Below are 17,959 nucleotides of genomic sequence, written 5' to 3' on the forward strand. Positions count from 1 at the left end.
TGCGGCGCGAAGCCGTACCCCGTTTCGTTTTATCTGCGCGAGCTACCAACAAACCCACCCGTCACGCCGCCCGCACCGTAGCCGGCGCCGTCAGCTTCACGACGATATTCCCGCCCGCATTGATGCAACCCTGATAGTTCGACGTTGCCGCCGCTGCTGCCGCACCAGCTGCCGCACCAGCCGCGCCGCCAATGACGGTCGCCTTGGTGCTCTTGCCGATGATACGACCCGCGATCGCGCCCGCGACGGCGCCGATGCCAACCTTTTGCGCATCCTTCGCCGCCGGCTGATCCTTGATGCGATCGACCGCCGCCGACGTCACGCTGGCCTGAATCGGATACGTCTTGCCGCCGAACGTCACCGAGTTGACTTCGAACTCCATGACGATTGGATCATTAGAGTTCTCACTTCTCTTGAGACGCGTCACCGTAAGGTTGACCGTCGCGCCAGCAGGAATCGAGGCGCCGTTCGAGCCGGACACCGCGTTGTCGAGCGTGGCCGTCACGTGATCGCCGACGGCGTTCGTGTTCGTGCAGATCTTCGACGACGCATGCGTGTTCAGTGTCGAGCCTTCGGAAATCGTCCCGACTGCGCCGCCGCCGGTCGCGCCTGGATTGCCACTTGCACCAGGATTCGTCGTGACCGTGTTACCACTCGGAGTCGTCGTCGTGGCAGGCACTGAAGGCTTGGGCGCCGGAGCACTCGGCTTCGGTGCCGGTTTTGGCGTGCGCGGAGCGCTCGGCTTTGGAGTCGTCGCGACGGGCGTATTTGCCGGAACATCCTTGAGCGCCGGTTGCGCCGTGGAATCACGATTCGCAAGCGCGAGATCACGATTCAACGTTGTGTCAGCGCCGAGCGCCGTGCTGTCCGCCTTTTTTGCATCGGAGCGACATGCGCCGAGCAGTGCGACAGCAGCGAGTGCGATGGGCGCTCCAAGGCGGCGGGTATATTTCAACATGGGAATTCCTCCTGGAGTGAGCTGAGCCGTGGCAAAGCATATGCCAGCGTTGAGTTCCCTGCGGCGGCTCCTGCCATACTACCGCCCATATCGTGCTGATGTTGCATGGGGACTCGTACTTGTTGTTGCGTCAGCAGCGTTTGCGAGTGTAGTGCCGTGGTTCCTCCGTCGTGCGCTCGACGGGATTCGATCAGGCGCATCCCTACAATCTATCTGGCTACTCGGCGCAGCGATGGTGGGTGTATCACTCATCGGCGGTGTCGGACGTTACCAGATGCGCAAGCTGATGAACGGCGTGAGTCGCTGGATCGAGTACGACTTGCGAAACGATCTCTTTCGCCAACTCGAATCGCTCGACCCATCGTACTTCGCCAGCGTGCGAACCGGCGATCTCATGGCGCGGCTCACGAATGATCTGAGCGCCGTTCGCATGGCCGTCGGTCCCGCAATCATGTACCTCGGCAACACGATTGCGGGTGGAGCGTTTGCCCTCGGCTTCATGATCTTCATATCTCCGAAGCTGACGCTGATTGCCGCGCTGCCAATGGCCGCCCTACCCATCATTGGCGTCCTGCTCGGCCGACACATCCATGCGCGCTTCGAAGCCGTTCAGTCGCACTTCAGCGATCTCACGACGCAGGCCCAGGAGAATCTCGCGGGCGTGCGCATCGTGCGCGCGTTTCGACAGGAGGACGCGGAGATCGCTCGCTTCGGCGCGCTCAACGAGCAGTATCTCGAGAAGAACATGAAGCTGGCGCACCTGTATGGCACCATGCAGCCGGCCTTCTCGATCTTCGCCGGACTCGGAATGGTCGCCGTGGTTGGACTCGGCGGCCGGCTCGTCATCCAGGGCGCGATCACCGTGGGTGATTTCGTTGCCTTCGGTATGTACCTCGGCATGTTGACGTGGCCGCTCATCGCGCTTGGATGGGTCATCAACCTGTTTCAGCGCGGCGCCGCATCCACGATTCGACTGCTCGATATTCTCGACGCGAAGTCGCAACTCGCGGCGCCCAGGGAACCGCGCGCGTTGCCACCAGCTGGAGCCGGGCGCGCAATCGAATTCAGAAACGTCGGCTTTCACTATCCCGCGGAATCCGGCGGCGCACCGCGTTGGGTGCTGCGCAACATCAGCTTCACCGCGCCCGCGGGTGCGACCATCGGCGTCGTCGGTGCGACTGCGAGCGGCAAGAGCGCGCTAATGGATCTGATCCCGCGCTTTTTCGACCCTCAGGAGGGCGAGATTCTGCTCGACGGAATCCCGATTCGCTCGCTCGACATCGCGTCGCTCAGAGCCGAGATCGGCTACGTCCCGCAGGAGAGCTTCCTGTTCAGCGACACGATCGGAAGCAATCTCGTCTATGGCACACAAAACGCAGATGCAGGCCCATGGGCAGCGGAGATCGCACAGCTTGGGGAAACGATCAAAGCTTTCCCTGGCGGGTACGAAACAGTCCTCGGAGAACGCGGGATTAATCTCTCCGGGGGGCAGAAGCAGCGTGCCGCGCTCGCAAGAGCACTGGCACGTCGTCCAACGATCGTGTTGCTCGACGATGCGCTCTCAGCCGTAGACACGCATACCGAAGCAGAGATTCTGCGGTCGTTGCGCGAAGCGTTGGCGGGTCGAACCGCACTCATCGCGTCGCACCGTGTGAGTGCCATCAGAGATGCAACGTGGATCATCGTGTTGGATGAAGGGCGAATCGTGGAACAGGGGCGTCACACCGAGCTGCTTGCGGCTGGTGGACGATATTGGGCGTTGCTGAGTCGGCAACAACTCGAGGAATCCATCGAAGAGGCTGGCAACGACGAGTTGGCAGCGACCGGTACGGAGGATAGAATCAACGCATGAGCCGGGTCGAAAGCGCATCGCATCTTTCCACGCCGCTGGACGCAACGACCTCCGACTCGCGCCTCGCGGCGCTCGAGGCGGAAGTTGCCGCGGCCAGCGTTGAAATCGCCGAACTTCGAGCGCGCGACGCGCTGAAGACGCAATTCCTCGCTAACATCTCGCACGATCTCCGCACGCCACTCACGGCGGTCATCACACACGCCGAGATTTTGCGCGACGGAATTCTGGGCGATCTCACACCACGCCAGATGGAGAGCATTCGCGGCATCATCAGCGGCGGACGCCAACTCCTCAATCAGGTCGGCGAGATCCTCACGTACGCTCGTGGCGCAGCAAATCAGCTCACCCTCGTGCCAACTCGGTTCGCCGTGCGCGACGTGCTCGAGCAGGTGAGCGCGTTGAATGAGTCTCTGCTGAAGAAAAAGCGCCTTGTGCTGTCCGTAGACGTCGACGAAGAGCTACCGCTCGTCGATGGCGACCGCGAAAAAATCGCGCACGTCGTCGGCAACTTGCTCGGCAACGCGATCGATTTCACGCCCGCCGGTGGACGCGTGTGGCTGCGCGCTAACCGTGCGTCAGCGTCGGATTGTCCGTCGATGCTCGTTGAAGTTGGGGATTCCGGCGTCGGAATTGCCGAAGAGCATCATGAGCTGATCTTCCGCGAATTCGCACAGGTCGACTCGACGCCCTCGCGACCGCACCATGGAACGGGGCTCGGTCTCACCATCGCGCGCAAGCTCGTTGAGCTCCATGGCGGCAGGATTTGGGTCGAGAGCCAACTCGGCACCGGAAGCCGCTTCTTCTTCACCGTTCCGCTACAACAGGCGGACTGACCGGAGACCGCAGTGGATGATCGGGCGCACGTGCTCGTCGTAGAGGACAATGAGCTCGTCAGCAGCGCACTGCGGATTCTGTTCGAGAGCGTCAATCATCGCCTGTCGGTTGCGGCGAGCGTCGCCGAAACACTGAGCGTCGCCGAGCACGATCCGCCCGATCTCGTCTTTCTCGATCTCACGCTGCCCGACGGCGACGGCCTCCTCGCGGTCCGTCCACTCCTCGATTCGGGATGCCGCGCCATCGTCGTACTCACGGGGCACGATGACTACGAGACGCGCCAACGCTGTCTGTCCGCGGGGTGCGCCGAGGTTCTCGTGAAACCGGTTCCGTCGCGCGACTTGCTCGCCAAGAGCGCGGCGCTCCTCACTGGGTCGGGTCCGGCGTTACAGTAAGTTCCTCAACGCGGCAGGCGTCCATCCCTGCAGCACGCCGGTGAGCACGCGCAAATAATCGGTCAGCATCAGGCATCCGACGACGACCAGCACAGCGCCCGAGAGTCGCGTGATCCACAGCATGTGACGCTTGATCACCGAAAACGCGGCGAGGAAGCGCTCGATGGCGACGGCGGCGAGCAGGAACGGAATCGCCAGACCCAGCGAATACGCGCCAAGCAGCAGCACGCCACGCGACACATCACCCTGCGTCGCCGCGTACGTCAGGATGCTGCCGAGAATCGGGCCAATGCATGGGGTCCATCCGGCTCCGAACGCAATGCCCACGACGAGTGTACCCAGGTAGCCGAGCGGCTTGTCCGTCACATGAAAGCGGCGCTCCCGTGCGAAAAGCCCTAGGTTGAACACTCCGAGCAGGTAGAGGCCGAACGCCACGACGAGCAGCCCGCCCACGCGACTGATCCAGACGCGATACACGACCAGCAGCCGACCCAAGAGCGTTGCCGATGCGCCGAGCGCGAGGAAGATGAGCGAGAAGCCGAGCACGAACAGCAGCGCGTGGACGACGGCCACCCGTCGTGCGCGCGGCACGTCGTCGAGCGTCATCCCCGTTATGAAAGTGATGTAGCTCGGAATGAGCGGAAGCACGCAGGGCGAGAGGAAGCTGGCGAGTCCCGCGCCGAAGGCGATGGGTATGCCGATATCCGAGGACAGTTCGAGCTCCGGTGAATGGCGGACGACCGAGACCGCCGTGCCCCGCGCATCGGGCTCTCGGATTCTCCGCTGGTACTTCGCCCTCAAATATCGCGTATTTCGCGGTGAGCGTCGACCGTTCGACGGCCGTCGTGGACTCGTTATGCTGCAGATCGACGCGCTGGCCTACGCCGAGCTGCGACGCGCGATCGAGTTGGGCTACTGTCCAACCATCTCGCAGATGGTGCGCGAAGAGGGCCACACGCTGCGCCGATGGTTCTGCGGCCTGCCGTCGGCAACGCCGTACTGCCAGGCCGGAATCATGTATGGCGAGAACGAGAACATTCCGGCGTTCCGCTTTTACGATAAAGCCGAGCGACGTGTGATCACGTGCAATGCGCCGTCGGGTGTACAGTACATTCGCGATCGCATCAACGCACCAGGCGCGCTCGCCGGCGGATCGAGCTATGTGAATCTCCTCGACGGCGATGCCGAGACCGTGGCGTTCACAGTGGCCACGCGCGAGAAGATGTCGGTGTTTCAGCGCTTGGGCGGCTGGCGCATGGCGCTGCTCATTCTGCTCCATCCGATTCGCATGGCCCGCATGATGGTGCAGGCTGTGCTCGAGTGGCTGCGCGAGGAATACGAACGCGCGGCGGGGGAATTCCGGCGCAAGCGAACGCATAGCGAAGGCCTGTTTCCCTTCGTGCGCATTCTCAGCAACGTCATCGTCCGCGAGTTGCAGACGATGGCCATTTTGCTCGACGTGTACCTCGGCGTGCCTGTCATTTACAGCACGTTCATGCAGTACGACGAGCTCGGCCATCATTTCGGTCCGTCGAGCTTTCAGGCGTTACGCGATCTTCGCCGCACCGACGCGCGCATTCGCGAGATTCGACGAATGATCGAGAGTCTTGGCGGCCGTCAGTACGACATGGTCATTCTCTCGGACCACGGAATGACGCCGTCTTCGAGCTACCGCGTGCGCTTCGGCGAGACGCTCGGGAAAACCGTAGAGCGGATTCTCGAGGGCGACGCTGCTCGTCGCGGCGACAGGCCGCTGCGCTCGAGCGAAAGCTTTGCTGCGACGTCGGAGTACGCCGACATGGGCGCGCAGGTGTTTGAAGCCGCTGCACAGGTGACGCCACCCACGCAGCGCGTCGCGCGGAAAACGCTGCTGCGCCTCCGCGATTGGGTGCGCAGCAAGTACGGTCTGCGCGAACTCATTCTGCCGGAGAAATATCGCGTCGAAGAGGACCACGACGTAGTGGTGACGTACAGCTCATGCCTTGCCCTCCTCTACTTTGCCGACGACACCGCTCAGCTCGACCTCACGGACATCGCGCGTGATGCGGGACGCGCGAATCTGTATCTCGAGTTGCTCGGACATCCTGGCGTGGGACTGCTCTGCACGCGCAGTGGTCCGGCGATTCACCTCGAGAGTACGTTCGGCCGAGCGATCATCGCCGACGGCAAGCTCGAAGTGATCGATGGACGTAACCCGCTCGAGCCCTATGACTCGAGCGAGCGCGTGATTCGCGCGGTCGAGCATCTCGTATCACAACCGAACGCCGGCGACATCGTGATCTTTGGCGCGTACGACGGCTACGAGATCGTGTCGTTCGACGATCAGATCGGTGCGCACGGCGCCGCGGGTGGGAACCAGCTGCATCCCTTCCTGATTGGACCGGCACACCTCCAGCTCGATGCGGCGCGAATCGACGATGCGCGCGACATTCACCGGACAATCATGACGCGCTACGCCGCGCTCGCTGTCGCCTTTTTGCTCGCCGTCGCGCCGGTTGCTCGCGGTCAACGCGGAACGCGCGACTCGACTGGCGTGATCGCTGGACGCGTCGTCGATGCGTCAACGTCGGAGCCGCGAATCGGTACGGGGCTACAGATCGTGGGCACCACCAAGGGCACGCTCGCCGACAGCACGGGTCGATTCATCATCTCGGCCGTGCCCGTTGGGTCGACGACGATTCGTGCGCGGCTGCTTGGCTACAAGCCGGCCGAACACACGGTGGTCGTTCGCGCCGGCGACACGACACGTGTCGACTTCGCGCTCGAATCAGAAGCCGCCGTACTCGGCGCGGTGCGCACGGAAGCGCGGCCCGTCGAGCGGGACGCATTCGATTCGCGACCGAGTGTGGGAACGGTGAGCATCACGGCACGTGCGGCCGAGGGTGTGCCGAAGTTCGGCGAGCCCGACATTATTCGCATAGTGCAACTATTACCCGGCGTCGAGGCACGCAACGATTTCTCGACCGGGCTCAACGTTCGCGGCGGCGAGTCAGATCAGAATCTCATCCTGCTCGACGGCTATCCGATCTACAATCCGTTTCACCTCGGTGGTTTGTTCAGCACGTTCATCGATCCGACCGTGCGCGACGTGACGCTCATGACTGGTGGCTTCCCCGCACGGTACGGTGGCCGATTGTCGGCGGTGCTCGACGTCCACTCTGCCGAGGAAGTCCGATCGGGCGTGCATGGCTCGGCGGAGGTGTCGGTGTTGGCGTCGACCGGTGCACTCGGTGGCACGTTCGCGAACGGCAAGGCGACGTGGATGATTGCCGGCCGTCGTACCTACGCTGACAAATTCGTCGACCTGATCAGCTCGAAAAGCTTGCCGTATCACTTTCGCGACGAGCAGGTGCACTTCACGTACGCGTTCGACCCGACGACAAAGCTCGCAATCACCGCGTACGATGGCACCGACGCGCTCGACGCGAACATTGCGACGTTCGGAGACTCTGCCGAAACGAATGCGAGCGGCGGCGGCTTCCGCTTCGATTGGGGCAATCGTGTCGTCGGCGCGTCGCTATCCAAGGTGCTCGTGTCGCACGAGCGACAGGGGCTGTCGAAGTGGTTGGTTGGCGACAGCACGACGTTCGAGCAGAAGGCATCGGTATCGACCTTTTCGACGCTGCTCGACCTTGGCGCCGGATCGTTGACCCTGCACAACGCACTGTCCGACCGCCGGCTGAGTGGCAACATCACCACGCACACCGCGAGTCACGAACGGTCGATCGGGTACGATGTTGCGTCGTATCACATCGACTACGACGCGTCGTCGGCGCAGTCGGACGCGCGGCTGTACGACCTGCATCAGTCTCCCGTATCGGGCTCACTGTATTTCGACGACGTGTGGCGTGCGTCGTCCTCGTGGCTGATCGAGACGGGCGTACGTGCGGAGGGACTGTCGGGCCGCGACTGGCTGGCTGTGTCGCCGCGTCTGTCTGCCAAATACTTCCTGACGAAGGATTGGGCATTGACGGGCGCGTTCGGCCGATTCTCCCAGTGGACGCACTCGCTGGCGCGCGAAGACATTCCGGTGCGGCTATTCGATTTCTGGGTGGCGAGCGATGCCGTCACACCGGTCTCGAGCGCGTGGCACTACGTGGCGGGAACTGAGCGGTGGTTGAGTCCTACCCGATACGTTCGCATCGAAGGATTCTACAAGCGCTACGGGAATCTCCTCGAAGGAAATCCGCAGGAAGATCCGAGTCGGCCGGGCGACGAGTTCTCCGTCGTGAACGGCGACTCATATGGCGCGGACATTTTGCTGCGACAGTTCGAGCATGGACGTTTCAGCGGCTGGATTTCGTACACGTACGCAGTGGCAGCGCGCATCGGAAACGGCGTCCGTTATTTCCCGGGACACGATCGCCGGCATGACGTGAACGTCGTCGGCAGCTGGCGACTGTCGAAGTACCTGTTCGGCGTGCGCTACGGTTACGCCACGGGAACGCCGTACACCGACATCGTCGGCGAAATCGTCCGTCGCGTGTACGACCCTGGTCTCAACACGTACGGCACGCGGGGCGGCGGGAGTCAAACGGAGTTCATTGGCGGGCCGAGAAATGGAGCGCGCTTGCCGACGACGCAGCGACTTGACGTCGACGTCACGCGAACGTTCCGCTGGGGCGGAACGACGATCGCGCCATACCTCAGCGTGGTAAACGCGTACGACGCGAAGAACGTGTTTCTCTACATCTTCGACTACTCGAAAAATCCGCCGACACGTCAGGCGATCTCTCAGTTTCCCCTGCTCCCATCGGCCGGTGTCACGATTCGCTTCTAACGCACGTGTGCGCGGGCTGATGCTGCTGGCGCTCTGCGTGGCCAGCGCCTGCGAGCTCGACACTGTTGCCGTGCAACAGACCACGGCCGGCGTAGTCGTGCACGGCGTGCTCAACCCGAACGCGTCGTCGCAGGTGGTGTTGTTGGAGCGCACGCTCACTGGTGCGGTCAACATTCCCGATACGTCGTTCGACTCCGCGGATCCGATCATCAGCGCGGGCGGCATCGCGATCAGCGGCGCGACGGTCGAGCTGATCGATTCCACGGGCAAGGTCAGTCGCGCGATCGAGGATCGTCTGGTGAACACGAACGGGAAAGGATCGGGCGTCTATCGATTCTCGATCGCGGGAACGACGCTCGTCCTCGGCGCTCGGTACCAGTTGCACATTCGAACGTCCACGGGCGAAGAAGTGACCGCGGCGACGCGGATTCCGCGCGCGACGGCTCGCGGAACCGGCGGCCTGACGCGCACACTCAATCGCGATCATGATTCTTTCGTCACGCAGTGGCAGCGGGTCGCCGGAGCGCGCAGCTACGCGGTGCGCGTGGAAAGTCCATTCGGGCCGTTCTTTTTGTTCACGGACAGCACGGCCATTCGCCTGACCGGCGATTTGCGAAACATCTTTGCCGGCGACTTGCAGCGCGTGTTCATTCCTGGCTTCCGACAGGACATGATCGTTGCCGCGGTCGATTCGAACTTCTACGACTACTATCGCACGAACAACGATCCGTTCACCGGCGCCGGCATCATCAGCCGCATCAATGGCGGACTCGGACTGTTCGGATCGATCGTGAACCTGAACACCGGCACGTTGACGATCACGGCGGATCAGACGGAGCCGATCGAAGGGCGGTTCCGTCTCACGCCGGCGACGACCGATCAGAACACGGCGACGCTGTTCAATCTGTACATCGAATCGAAGGGCGCGAGCGAGGGCCTGCCGTCGGCAATCACAGGACGCTACTCGCTCGGGACATCGACGACGCGCGGCGACGGAATCATCGGCAAATTCCTCGGTACATCGGCGAGCCTGGCCCTGATCGCAAATCAGCTCTCCGGAGACACGGTCGACGTGTTTCTCGGAGAGCTGGTTGGGGACACGTTACGCGGCAACTACACCAGAAAACCCGCGCCGAACGAACTCAAGTTCGTCAGACTTCCGTAAACCCGGGGTCTAGTAACGACCGCCCCAGCTGAAGCCGAAACCGAACGTGAGGCCGAAGCCGCTCGGCTTCGACGTGACAGCATCGGGATGATCGAACGCGCCGACGGCGTGATAGTCGCCCTCGATATTGAGAATGAAGTGCCGAGCGACGAACCAATTGGCGCCCAGACCGAAGCGCGCGCCGGGAACGGATTCGGTCGTCGTACTTTCGCTGAGGCCGTTGAGTTCCGAGACCGAGTGAAAGTACGGACCCACTGCGGCCGAGAGATACGGACGGAGCGATGATGAGATCGCGAGCGACGGTGGCGAGACGCTCGCGCCGAAGAGCAGCGGCATGATCGCATTCGTCCGAGCATGGCCCGTCGTCACGGTTTCATCGGCATTCATCACACCAACGCCGATTTCTACCGCAACCTGTGGACGCACCCAATGCTTGAACACAAGGGAACCGAGTTCGCCGCTGGTGTGCGTTTGGACGTGCGAGCCGATGACGGTGGCGTCGCGCGCACCGGTCAGGCCAAAATCAGCCACGATGGCCGATCGGCCGAGTAGGCTGAGCGTATCGGCGCCACGCTGCGCGCCGGCGATGGCCGGCAGCGCAAGCGCTACGAGAAAAGCAGAAGTTGAAAGCCGCATAGCCACTGATCGAAGGGTGAGGTACGACCGTCAATACGGCGACGTTCCCACCCTACGATAACGCAGTATGGCGCGGTTTCAGGACGGGCGATGTACCCCGGGAACGAATGGCGCAGCCGCGGGACGCCGAGATCCGATGAATTCGCGAATCTCGTCGCCGTCCATGCGCGTGGGGTCGTCGACGTCACCCGCGCGACGCTGTACTCCGCGAACGACGGCATCCACCGTAATGAGCGGCGCGTCAGCCTCGGCAACGACGTTTGTTTCCCACTTTCCGCGGTCGATGCCTTTGAGGATGTGGCGATACCGCGCCATGTACACGACGTGGCGCGACGGCGGCACACTCGCCGGACCTTCAGCATCCTCGTCGTGCGCGGCAACCTGATCGCTCGCGTCCGACGGCTCGATCACCTCGTCAGAGACTTCAGATGAGACGTCGGGCGCTACCGCCTCGACGATTTCAGGCCACGCCGCGGCAACCGCGACGCCACTCTCGACACCACCCTGTTTCAACGGCTGAAAGAAGTGGATTTCGGCGATACGATCCGCCGGAACCTGCGCGGTGATCGCGAGAAGAAAGCGTTCGCGTGTTTCAGAAAGCAGCGTCATCGAGCGGCAACCTCGGGCTTGGCGCGCGAGGATGTGCCGCGAGACTCGAGCTCGCGTTCGACGTATAACCGCAAGATGTGCATGAAATCCTGAGCGTTGGTGACGACGCCGAACGCCTGATGCGTTCCGCGGTCTTTCAGCTTGCTCACGACGAACTCCGACGAATCGACACAGATCGTCGGCAGTTCGCGCATCTGACCATCGGGCTGTGCGACGAACGCAGGAAGCATGTTGCCCGTCGCAATGGCATGCAATGCCGTAGCAACGAGAATCGCCATCGTTGCCTTGATGGCGTGCTTGCGCATGGCGTCCTGTGCCTCGACCGCATCCGTGATGACGTCGGGGAGCGGACCATCATCGCGGATGGAGCCGGTGAGTACGAACGGAATCTTGTGCTTCACGCACTCAAACATGATGCCGTTCGTGATGATCCCCTGCTCTACCGCATTCGCGATCGAACCGGCGGCGCGCACCTGATTGATGGCGCGCATGTGGAGTCCGTGGCCGCCCTGGGTGATCTCACCCGTGTTCGTCATGCCGAGCGTCGTGCCGTAGATCGACGCTTCGATGTCGTGCACCGCCACGGCGTTTCCGGCGAGCAGCGCACCGACGTAGCCGTTCGCAATGAACCAGCCCATGTCGGATCGAGCACGCGAATGCACCAGCGCGGGGCCGGTCACCCAGATCGGATATCCGCCGCGATCCTTTTCTTCGATCAGCAGCCGAGCCATGTGCGCGTAGTCGATCGGCTTTTCGCGCGACACTTCGCTCGACATGAACGTGAACGCGTCGGGATCGGCACCATGCGGCACCATGTGCGTCTGCACGAAGATGCCCTGAGTGCCGTCTTCCTTGTCGCCGACCGCAACGATGTCGCCGCGCTTGAGGCGCCGGCCTTCGCGTACCCAGAGTTCCCCGGCGGCGTCGAGCACGAGTCCGGAGTCCATTCGCGGCTCGCGAGGCGCAATCCACCGGCCCTTGAGCCGCACGAACGTCGGCAGGTTCGTGGTCGAAAAGAAGCCTTCGGGGAGAACGCCGTCGGCCGGAGCAGGCGCAAACTGCGCGTCCGGAAAGTCGGCGAATTGGGGCGCGGAAAAGTCGGGCGGCGAGAAGGTGGTCACGAGGTCGAAGACTATCGTGGGGAGCGGGAAGCTGGAAGCGGGAACTACAGCAGAGCGACGGGGTCGCGATCCAGGGTCACACGGAGCGCATTGTCCTTCGGCACTGGAAAGCGCTCCAGGAAGTATCGGCAAAGCCGCGTTAGCTCCCGCGGCTGCTCGGCCTTCACGAGGACGTGCCAGCGCCAGCGGTTCTTGATCCGCTCCACAGGGCACGGAGCCGGCCCAATGATCGATAGGCCCGGAAGCGGACGCTTGCGCAGGAGCGCGTGGAGCCAGGCGGTGGCCGAGGTCGCGAGCGCGGCCGTCGACGCCTCGGTCGTGCCGCTGAACACGATGTTCGCCAGGCGGATATTCGGCGGATACGCGGGCGTGATTCGACCAGCCAGTTCCTGGTCCACGAAGGCCTGATAGTCGTGCGAGACGGCGCACCGGACCGCGTGGTGATCCGGAACCCGTGTCTGAATCAGCACGCGACCACCCTTCGGACCTCGCCCCGCTCGGCCGGCAACCTGGCTGAGAAGCTGAAAGCACCGCTCCGACGCGCGGAAGTCCGGGAGATTGATTCCGATGTCGGCGTCAACGACACCGACGAGCGTCACATTCGGAAAGTCTAAACCCTTGGCGATCATCTGCGTGCCGAGCAGGATATCGACCTCGCCGGCGCCGACGCGATCGAGAATCTCGGCATGCGCCCACTTCCCGCTCGTCGTGTCCACGTCCATTCGCGCAATCCGCGCGGTCGGAAAACGATCGGCGAGCAGACGTTCTACCTGCTGAGTGCCGAGCCCGCGCTGCTGCATCATCACGCCCTTGCAGCGCGGACACTGCGTTCGCGGCGCCTCGGCGTGTTGGCAATAGTGGCACACCAGCCGCTCGGGTGAGCGATGGAGCGTCAGGCTGATCGAGCAATTCGGGCACGTGGCGACGTCGCCGCACTCGCCGCATTGCACGAAGGCCGCGTAGCCGCGTCGGTTGAGGAGCAGAATGCTCTGCTCTCCTTTGCCGATACGATCGGCAAGCGCCGACTCGAGTTCCTCGCTCACGACAAGTCGCAGCCAATCGCCAGCATCGCGAGCGCCCGTCGTTGCTTTGCGCGGTGTGCGCCGGTCGATCACATCCACCGGAGGCAGCTTTGCCTCGCCCACGCGCTCAGGCAGCGTGAGGAGCGAGTATTTGCCCGACTGCGCGTTGACCCAACTCTCGAGCGACGGTGTTGCACTGCCGAGCACGACGACCGCGCCTTCGTTCCGCGCCCGAACGATGGCGACTTCGCGCGCGTGATAGCGTGGCGTCTCGCCCTGCTTGTAGCTCGACTCGTGCTCTTCGTCGACGACTATGGCGCCAAGGTCGCGCAGCGGAGCAAAGATCGCCGACCGCGCACCGACGGCGATCCGCTTACGACCGTCGCGAAGCGCGAGCCACTCGTCATACCGCTCACCGTCGCTCAGCGCGCTGTGCAACACGGCGATCTTGTCGCCGAACACCGCGCGAAAACGATCGACCGTTTGCGGAGTAAGTGCGATTTCCGGCACGAGCACGATCGCCGTTTTTCCCTGCTCGAGCACCACTCGGCGAAGAAACTCGATGTACACCAGCGTCTTCCCGCTGCCCGTCACACCGCGCAGGAGAAACACGTCGCCCGGGGCCGCTTTCGAGAGCTGAGTGAGCGCGTTCGTCTGCGCTGCCGACGGTGCGTGCCGCGTTGCTTCTTTTGCCGCACGCCAGGCAAAGGGATCGCGCTCGACGATTTCGTCATCGATTGTCACGATCCCGCGCTTTGCCAACGATCGAAGTACCGATGGAGAGAACTTCAGCCGTTCCGTGAGATGCTCGACCGCCGCACGTCCGCCCATGTTTTCTATCAGCTCGAATAGCGCGCGCTGTTGGGGCGATCGCGCAAACGTCGCGTCACGCTCGATGAGCGTCGGCAACTCCTGAGCAATCGTGGCGACGCGTCGCGTACGACGTACAGGCTCCGGCGCATCGTGCGACGACAGCGCCGCTGGGAGAACCGATCGAATCGCTATGCCGAGTGGAACGACATAGTAGTCGGACATCCAGCGACAGAGCTCGAGCAGCGGCGCGCCGAGTACTGGCTCGACATCCGGAAGCGAGAACACACGCTTCGCTGCGACACCTTCGGGCAGTGGATCGGACGCCCCAACGATGACGCCAACTTCGCGCCGGTTGCGAAAGGGAACGACGGCCCGCATGCCGACCTGCGCACGATCTGCCTGTGCGTCGTCGACGTCGTAGGTGAACGTGCGGAAGAGCGGAAGTGGAAGCGCGACGGAGACGAGCGTCAGTCGGCCTTCTCGAGCTTCAGCTTGATGTTGACGAAGTTGTACGGTGGCCACGGTCCCGAGTACTTGAACGAGAGTACTTCCTCGTACTTGCGACTCGTTTCCTTGACGCGTTCGTCGAACGCCTGTTCCTGGGCGCGATCCACGAGGAACGCAGCGTTCAAGATCATGCGATCGCCAATCGGCTTGTTCGAGCGGCTCGCGACAGCAACCGGCTTGAGCGCGTCGTGGATGTCGGCGACGTACCGCGAGCCCATGTCTTCGATCGCGGAGTCCACGAGACGTCCGAGCTGCATGCGCGCGAAGTACGTCGACGTCGTGGTGTGCCGACTGATCTCGTCCTTGAGGCGCCGAATCTCGTCGTTCTCACGCTCGAGGTTCGCGATGACCTTCTCGCGGTCCCACAGCACCTTCACTCCGAACTCGATCTTGTCCTTCATCTTGTCGAGAACGTCGCTGAATGCCTGGTACGTGGAGCGAAGCAGCTCGGTCACGTCTTCTTCGGACCGGAACACGGTGCCGAAGGACATGGGGATCACGGTGAATTCCTTCATCACCGTCTCGTTCACAAACTCGTGCGCGAGGACGTTGTCACGCGTTGGATCGTAAATCACAATCGGCGTGTCACTCACCACCGCGGCTAGATCCTGGAACGCGACCGTGAAGACGCGCTGGCTGCCGCCGATGCCGATCGAACCGAAGTCGCGCTGGTGATCGCTTCGGACGATGCAGTAGACGTACTTGCCGTCCTCGGAAACCGGCGGTTGCAACGATTCCATGGGCTGCGAGTCGGACATTCTTAGAAGATATTGCGGCTCGATCGTGAAGCTGGCTGAGCGAAGTGAACGCCTGTAGCTTCGCATGCTGACCGCGTCGGCGCTAGAGTCCGCCACTGCAAAGACTGGCTGCCGAGCCCGCTCCATCCCATCCTGCGATGGCTCCGATGATTCGATTTCCGCATGCGCTTTTTACGGTGGCCGCACTCGCGGTTCTGTTCCCTTCCGCTACAGCGACGGCGCAGAGCGCCGAGGCGCTCCGCGCAAAGATCGCGGGCTACACGGCGGCGCATGACGTCGGGATCGTTCGAGAACTCACTGATTTCCTGGCCATTCCAAACCTCGCCAGCGATACGGTCAATATCCGACGCAACGCCGACCATCTCATGCGGATGCTGGCGTCGCGCGGAATCGCGGCGCGGCTCCTCGAGTCACCGAGTGGTGCGCCGCCGGTGGTGTACGGCGAACTCACCACTCGCGGTGCGACGAAGACCGTGGTTTTCTACGCACACTACGACGGCCAGCCCGTCGACACGACGCAATGGGTGACGCCACCCTGGAAGCCTGTGCTGCGCGACAGGCCACTCGATGCGAAAGGACAGATCATTTCGCTTCCAACGGCACCAGGTTCAGTCGACGGCGAGTGGCGGTTGTACGGCCGCTCGGCGAGCGATGACAAAGCCCCGATCGTCGCCATGCTCGCGGCAATCGACGCGCTGCGCGCGGCGGGGACCGAACCGTCGGTGAATCTCAAGTTCTTCTTCGAAGGCGAAGAGGAGGCTGGCTCCGGACACCTACCTGAGCTGCTGAAGCAGAACGCCTCGCTGTTGCGAGCCGATGCATGGCTCTTTGGCGACGGACCTATTCACCAATCGCGACGGCAGCAGATCCTGTTCGGCGCGCGCGGTATCGCCGGCGTGAACCTCACCGTCTACGGTCCGTCGCGTGGGCTGCACAGCGGGCACTACGGAAACTGGGCGCCAAATCCCGTCACGCTCGTGGCGAACCTGGTTGCCAGCATGCGCGACGACGACGGTAAAATTCTCATTAAGAATTTCTACAACGACGTCACACCGATCACACCCGCCGAACGCAAAGCAATGGCGAGCGTTCCGGCGGTCGATTCCGCGCTGCGAGCCGAGCTGTCGCTTGGCGCCACGGAGGCAAAGAACGCGTTGCTCGTCGAGCGGATCATGCTTCCGGCGTTGAATCTGCGCGGCATTCGCGGCGGCAACGTCAACGAGTTGAGCTCGAACACGATTCCGACCGAGGCCACGGCGTCGATCGACTTTCGGCTGGTGCCAAAGCAAACGCCGGCGAGAATTCGCCAACTCGTTGAAAGCCACCTGCGATCGCGCGGCTACTTCATCGTGGACCACACGCCGACGGCGGCCGAGCGCGCTGCGCATGCGCGCATTGTGAAAACAACATGGGAGGCTGGATACGCGGCGACACGCGTCGCGATGGACGCACCGCTGTCTCGCGCCACGATTCGTGCGACCCAGGAAGCGATAGGTGCGCCGGTCGTCGCGTTGCCGACACTCGGCGGCAGTCTCCCTCTCGCGACGTTTGAAGATGCGCTGCACACGCCAGTGATCGTGTTGCCGATCGTGAATCACGACAACAACCAACACGCACAGAACGAAAACCTGCGATTGCGCAATCTGTTCGACGGAATTCAGGTCTATGCAGGTGTCGTTGCGCGACTCGGAAACTATTGGGATCGCACAGTGCCGTGAGACGGTGCGATTCGCGCAATGTTAGTACGCAATGCGTGGGTCTAAAGTCGAATAGGAACGCACCTGGTCGAGTCCTACTCTGGTCCGCTCGCCAACGACGGTGGTCGGATGTCGATAAAGGAACGCGAGCGCGACGCATCGAGCGTCAACAATGGTCTCGCCGATGTGACGCAGATCGGTGGTGCCACACCCATCGTGGATCGGATGACGTACGGATATCCAGGCGTGACGACCACGCCGGAGACCGTTGCAATCAACGTTCTGAGTCGCGCGCATAGCATCACAGCTGTGCTCGAGATTCCGCCCGAGGGTGCTGAAGGTGTGATCGTCAGCCACGGCGACGCGACCGGTGGTTACACACTCTTTGTGCGGGACCGGTATCTGCACTACGTGCACAACTACTGCGGTGCACTGGAGCTGCACGTGGTGTCGCTGGATCCGGTGCCTGTCGGGCGGACTCGCGTGCGTGTGGAATTCGAGCCTACACACAAGCCTCGCTCGCTCCCCGGTGAGGGAAAGCCCGGGCGAACGCAACTCTTCGTTGGCGATCGCATGGTTGCGGACAAGATTTTTCCCGTCACGGTGCCGTTGGCCGTCGGCAGCTCATCGGGATTGAGCATCGGAAAGAATCCGGGAACGTCGGTGTCGCGGCTCTACGACGCGCCGTTCGCGTTCACCGGCAAGATCGTCTCAGTGCGCTATGACCTCTCGGATCGAATGATCAGAGACGCGGAGGATGCGCGACGGGCGCTGCTGTTCTCACGCCGCGCGGAGCATTAGCGCACGGGTTC

Annotated in this window: 14 protein-coding genes; 7 read left to right on the forward strand and 7 right to left on the reverse strand. The window is 62.7% G+C overall.

Annotation, left to right across the window (positions count from 1 at the left end):
• Nucleotides 1-61 precede the first annotated feature (61 nt).
• Nucleotides 62-958, reverse strand: coding sequence for a hypothetical protein (locus AC6H4Z_RS18065; RefSeq protein WP_497543358.1), 897 nt, complete (start codon nt 956-958; stop codon nt 62-64).
• A 28-nt stretch (nt 959-986) separates the two neighbouring features.
• On the opposite strand from AC6H4Z_RS18065, the gene AC6H4Z_RS18070 reads away from it, so the two are divergent.
• From AC6H4Z_RS18070 to AC6H4Z_RS18080, 3 genes are read left to right on the forward strand one after another with little or no spacing between them, the layout of a single operon-like run.
• Nucleotides 987-2,810 carry an ABC transporter ATP-binding protein gene (locus AC6H4Z_RS18070; RefSeq protein WP_497543359.1) on the forward strand — a complete coding sequence of 608 codons (1,824 nt, stop codon included), beginning with the start codon at nt 987-989 and terminating at the stop codon, nt 2,808-2,810.
• Nucleotides 2,807-3,643, forward strand: coding sequence for a sensor histidine kinase (locus AC6H4Z_RS18075; protein WP_497543360.1), 837 nt, complete (start codon nt 2,807-2,809; stop codon nt 3,641-3,643). Before AC6H4Z_RS18070 ends, AC6H4Z_RS18075 begins: the two co-directional genes overlap by 4 nt.
• 12 nt (nt 3,644-3,655) lie before the next feature.
• Entirely contained in the window at nt 3,656-4,039 is a 384-nt protein-coding gene (locus tag AC6H4Z_RS18080; protein WP_497543361.1) for a response regulator, read from the forward strand.
• Here the strand turns inward: AC6H4Z_RS18080 and AC6H4Z_RS18085 are convergent.
• Complete coding sequence (locus tag AC6H4Z_RS18085; protein ID WP_497543362.1) at nt 4,031-4,687, reverse strand: cytochrome c biogenesis CcdA family protein; 657 nt, start codon at nt 4,685-4,687, stop codon at nt 4,031-4,033. The genes AC6H4Z_RS18080 and AC6H4Z_RS18085 overlap by 9 nt on opposite strands.
• Between AC6H4Z_RS18085 and AC6H4Z_RS18090 the strand changes: the two genes are divergently transcribed.
• On the forward strand, nt 4,674-8,819 hold the full coding sequence (locus AC6H4Z_RS18090; protein ID WP_497543363.1) for a TonB-dependent receptor: 4,146 nt from the start codon (nt 4,674-4,676) through the stop codon (nt 8,817-8,819). The genes AC6H4Z_RS18085 and AC6H4Z_RS18090 overlap by 14 nt on opposite strands.
• Nucleotides 8,800-9,984, forward strand: a complete 1,185-nt coding sequence (locus tag AC6H4Z_RS18095) for a DUF4249 family protein (RefSeq protein WP_497543364.1) — start codon at nt 8,800-8,802, stop codon at nt 9,982-9,984. The genes AC6H4Z_RS18090 and AC6H4Z_RS18095 overlap by 20 nt, the downstream gene beginning before the upstream one ends.
• A gap of 9 nt (nt 9,985-9,993) precedes the next feature.
• Here AC6H4Z_RS18095 and AC6H4Z_RS18100 read toward each other — a convergent pair whose 3' ends face one another.
• The 5 genes from AC6H4Z_RS18100 to AC6H4Z_RS18120 form a co-directional block, all read right to left on the reverse strand.
• Nucleotides 9,994-10,620, reverse strand: coding sequence for a hypothetical protein (locus AC6H4Z_RS18100; protein ID WP_497543365.1), 627 nt, complete (start codon nt 10,618-10,620; stop codon nt 9,994-9,996).
• Nucleotides 10,621-10,698: 78 nt separating this feature from the next.
• A complete protein-coding gene (locus tag AC6H4Z_RS18105) occupies nt 10,699-11,229 on the reverse strand; it encodes a hypothetical protein (protein WP_497543366.1) in 531 nt (176 codons plus the stop codon).
• Nucleotides 11,226-12,350: a putative NPN-dependent ornithine cyclodeaminase gene (locus AC6H4Z_RS18110; RefSeq protein ID WP_497543367.1), complete on the reverse strand. Its 1,125-nt coding sequence runs from the start codon at nt 12,348-12,350 to the stop codon at nt 11,226-11,228. The genes AC6H4Z_RS18105 and AC6H4Z_RS18110 overlap by 4 nt, the downstream gene beginning before the upstream one ends.
• Nucleotides 12,351-12,394: 44 nt before the next feature.
• Entirely contained in the window at nt 12,395-14,707 is a 2,313-nt protein-coding gene (gene priA / locus AC6H4Z_RS18115; protein ID WP_497543368.1) for a replication restart helicase PriA, read from the reverse strand.
• On the reverse strand, nt 14,653-15,450 hold the full coding sequence (locus tag AC6H4Z_RS18120; RefSeq protein WP_497543369.1) for a GvpL/GvpF family gas vesicle protein: 798 nt from the start codon (nt 15,448-15,450) through the stop codon (nt 14,653-14,655). Before AC6H4Z_RS18120 ends, priA begins: the two co-directional genes overlap by 55 nt.
• 137 nt (nt 15,451-15,587) lie before the next feature.
• On the opposite strand from AC6H4Z_RS18120, the gene AC6H4Z_RS18125 reads away from it, so the two are divergent.
• Both AC6H4Z_RS18125 and AC6H4Z_RS18130 read left to right on the forward strand, forming a co-directional pair.
• Nucleotides 15,588-17,168: a M20/M25/M40 family metallo-hydrolase gene (locus AC6H4Z_RS18125; RefSeq protein ID WP_497543370.1), complete on the forward strand. Its 1,581-nt coding sequence runs from the start codon at nt 15,588-15,590 to the stop codon at nt 17,166-17,168.
• 108 nt (nt 17,169-17,276) lie between these two features.
• Nucleotides 17,277-17,948 carry a hypothetical protein gene (locus AC6H4Z_RS18130; RefSeq protein WP_497543371.1) on the forward strand — a complete coding sequence of 224 codons (672 nt, stop codon included), beginning with the start codon at nt 17,277-17,279 and terminating at the stop codon, nt 17,946-17,948.
• Nucleotides 17,949-17,959: the final 11 nt, after the last annotated feature.

Source organism: Leucogemmata humicola (assembly GCF_055379415.1).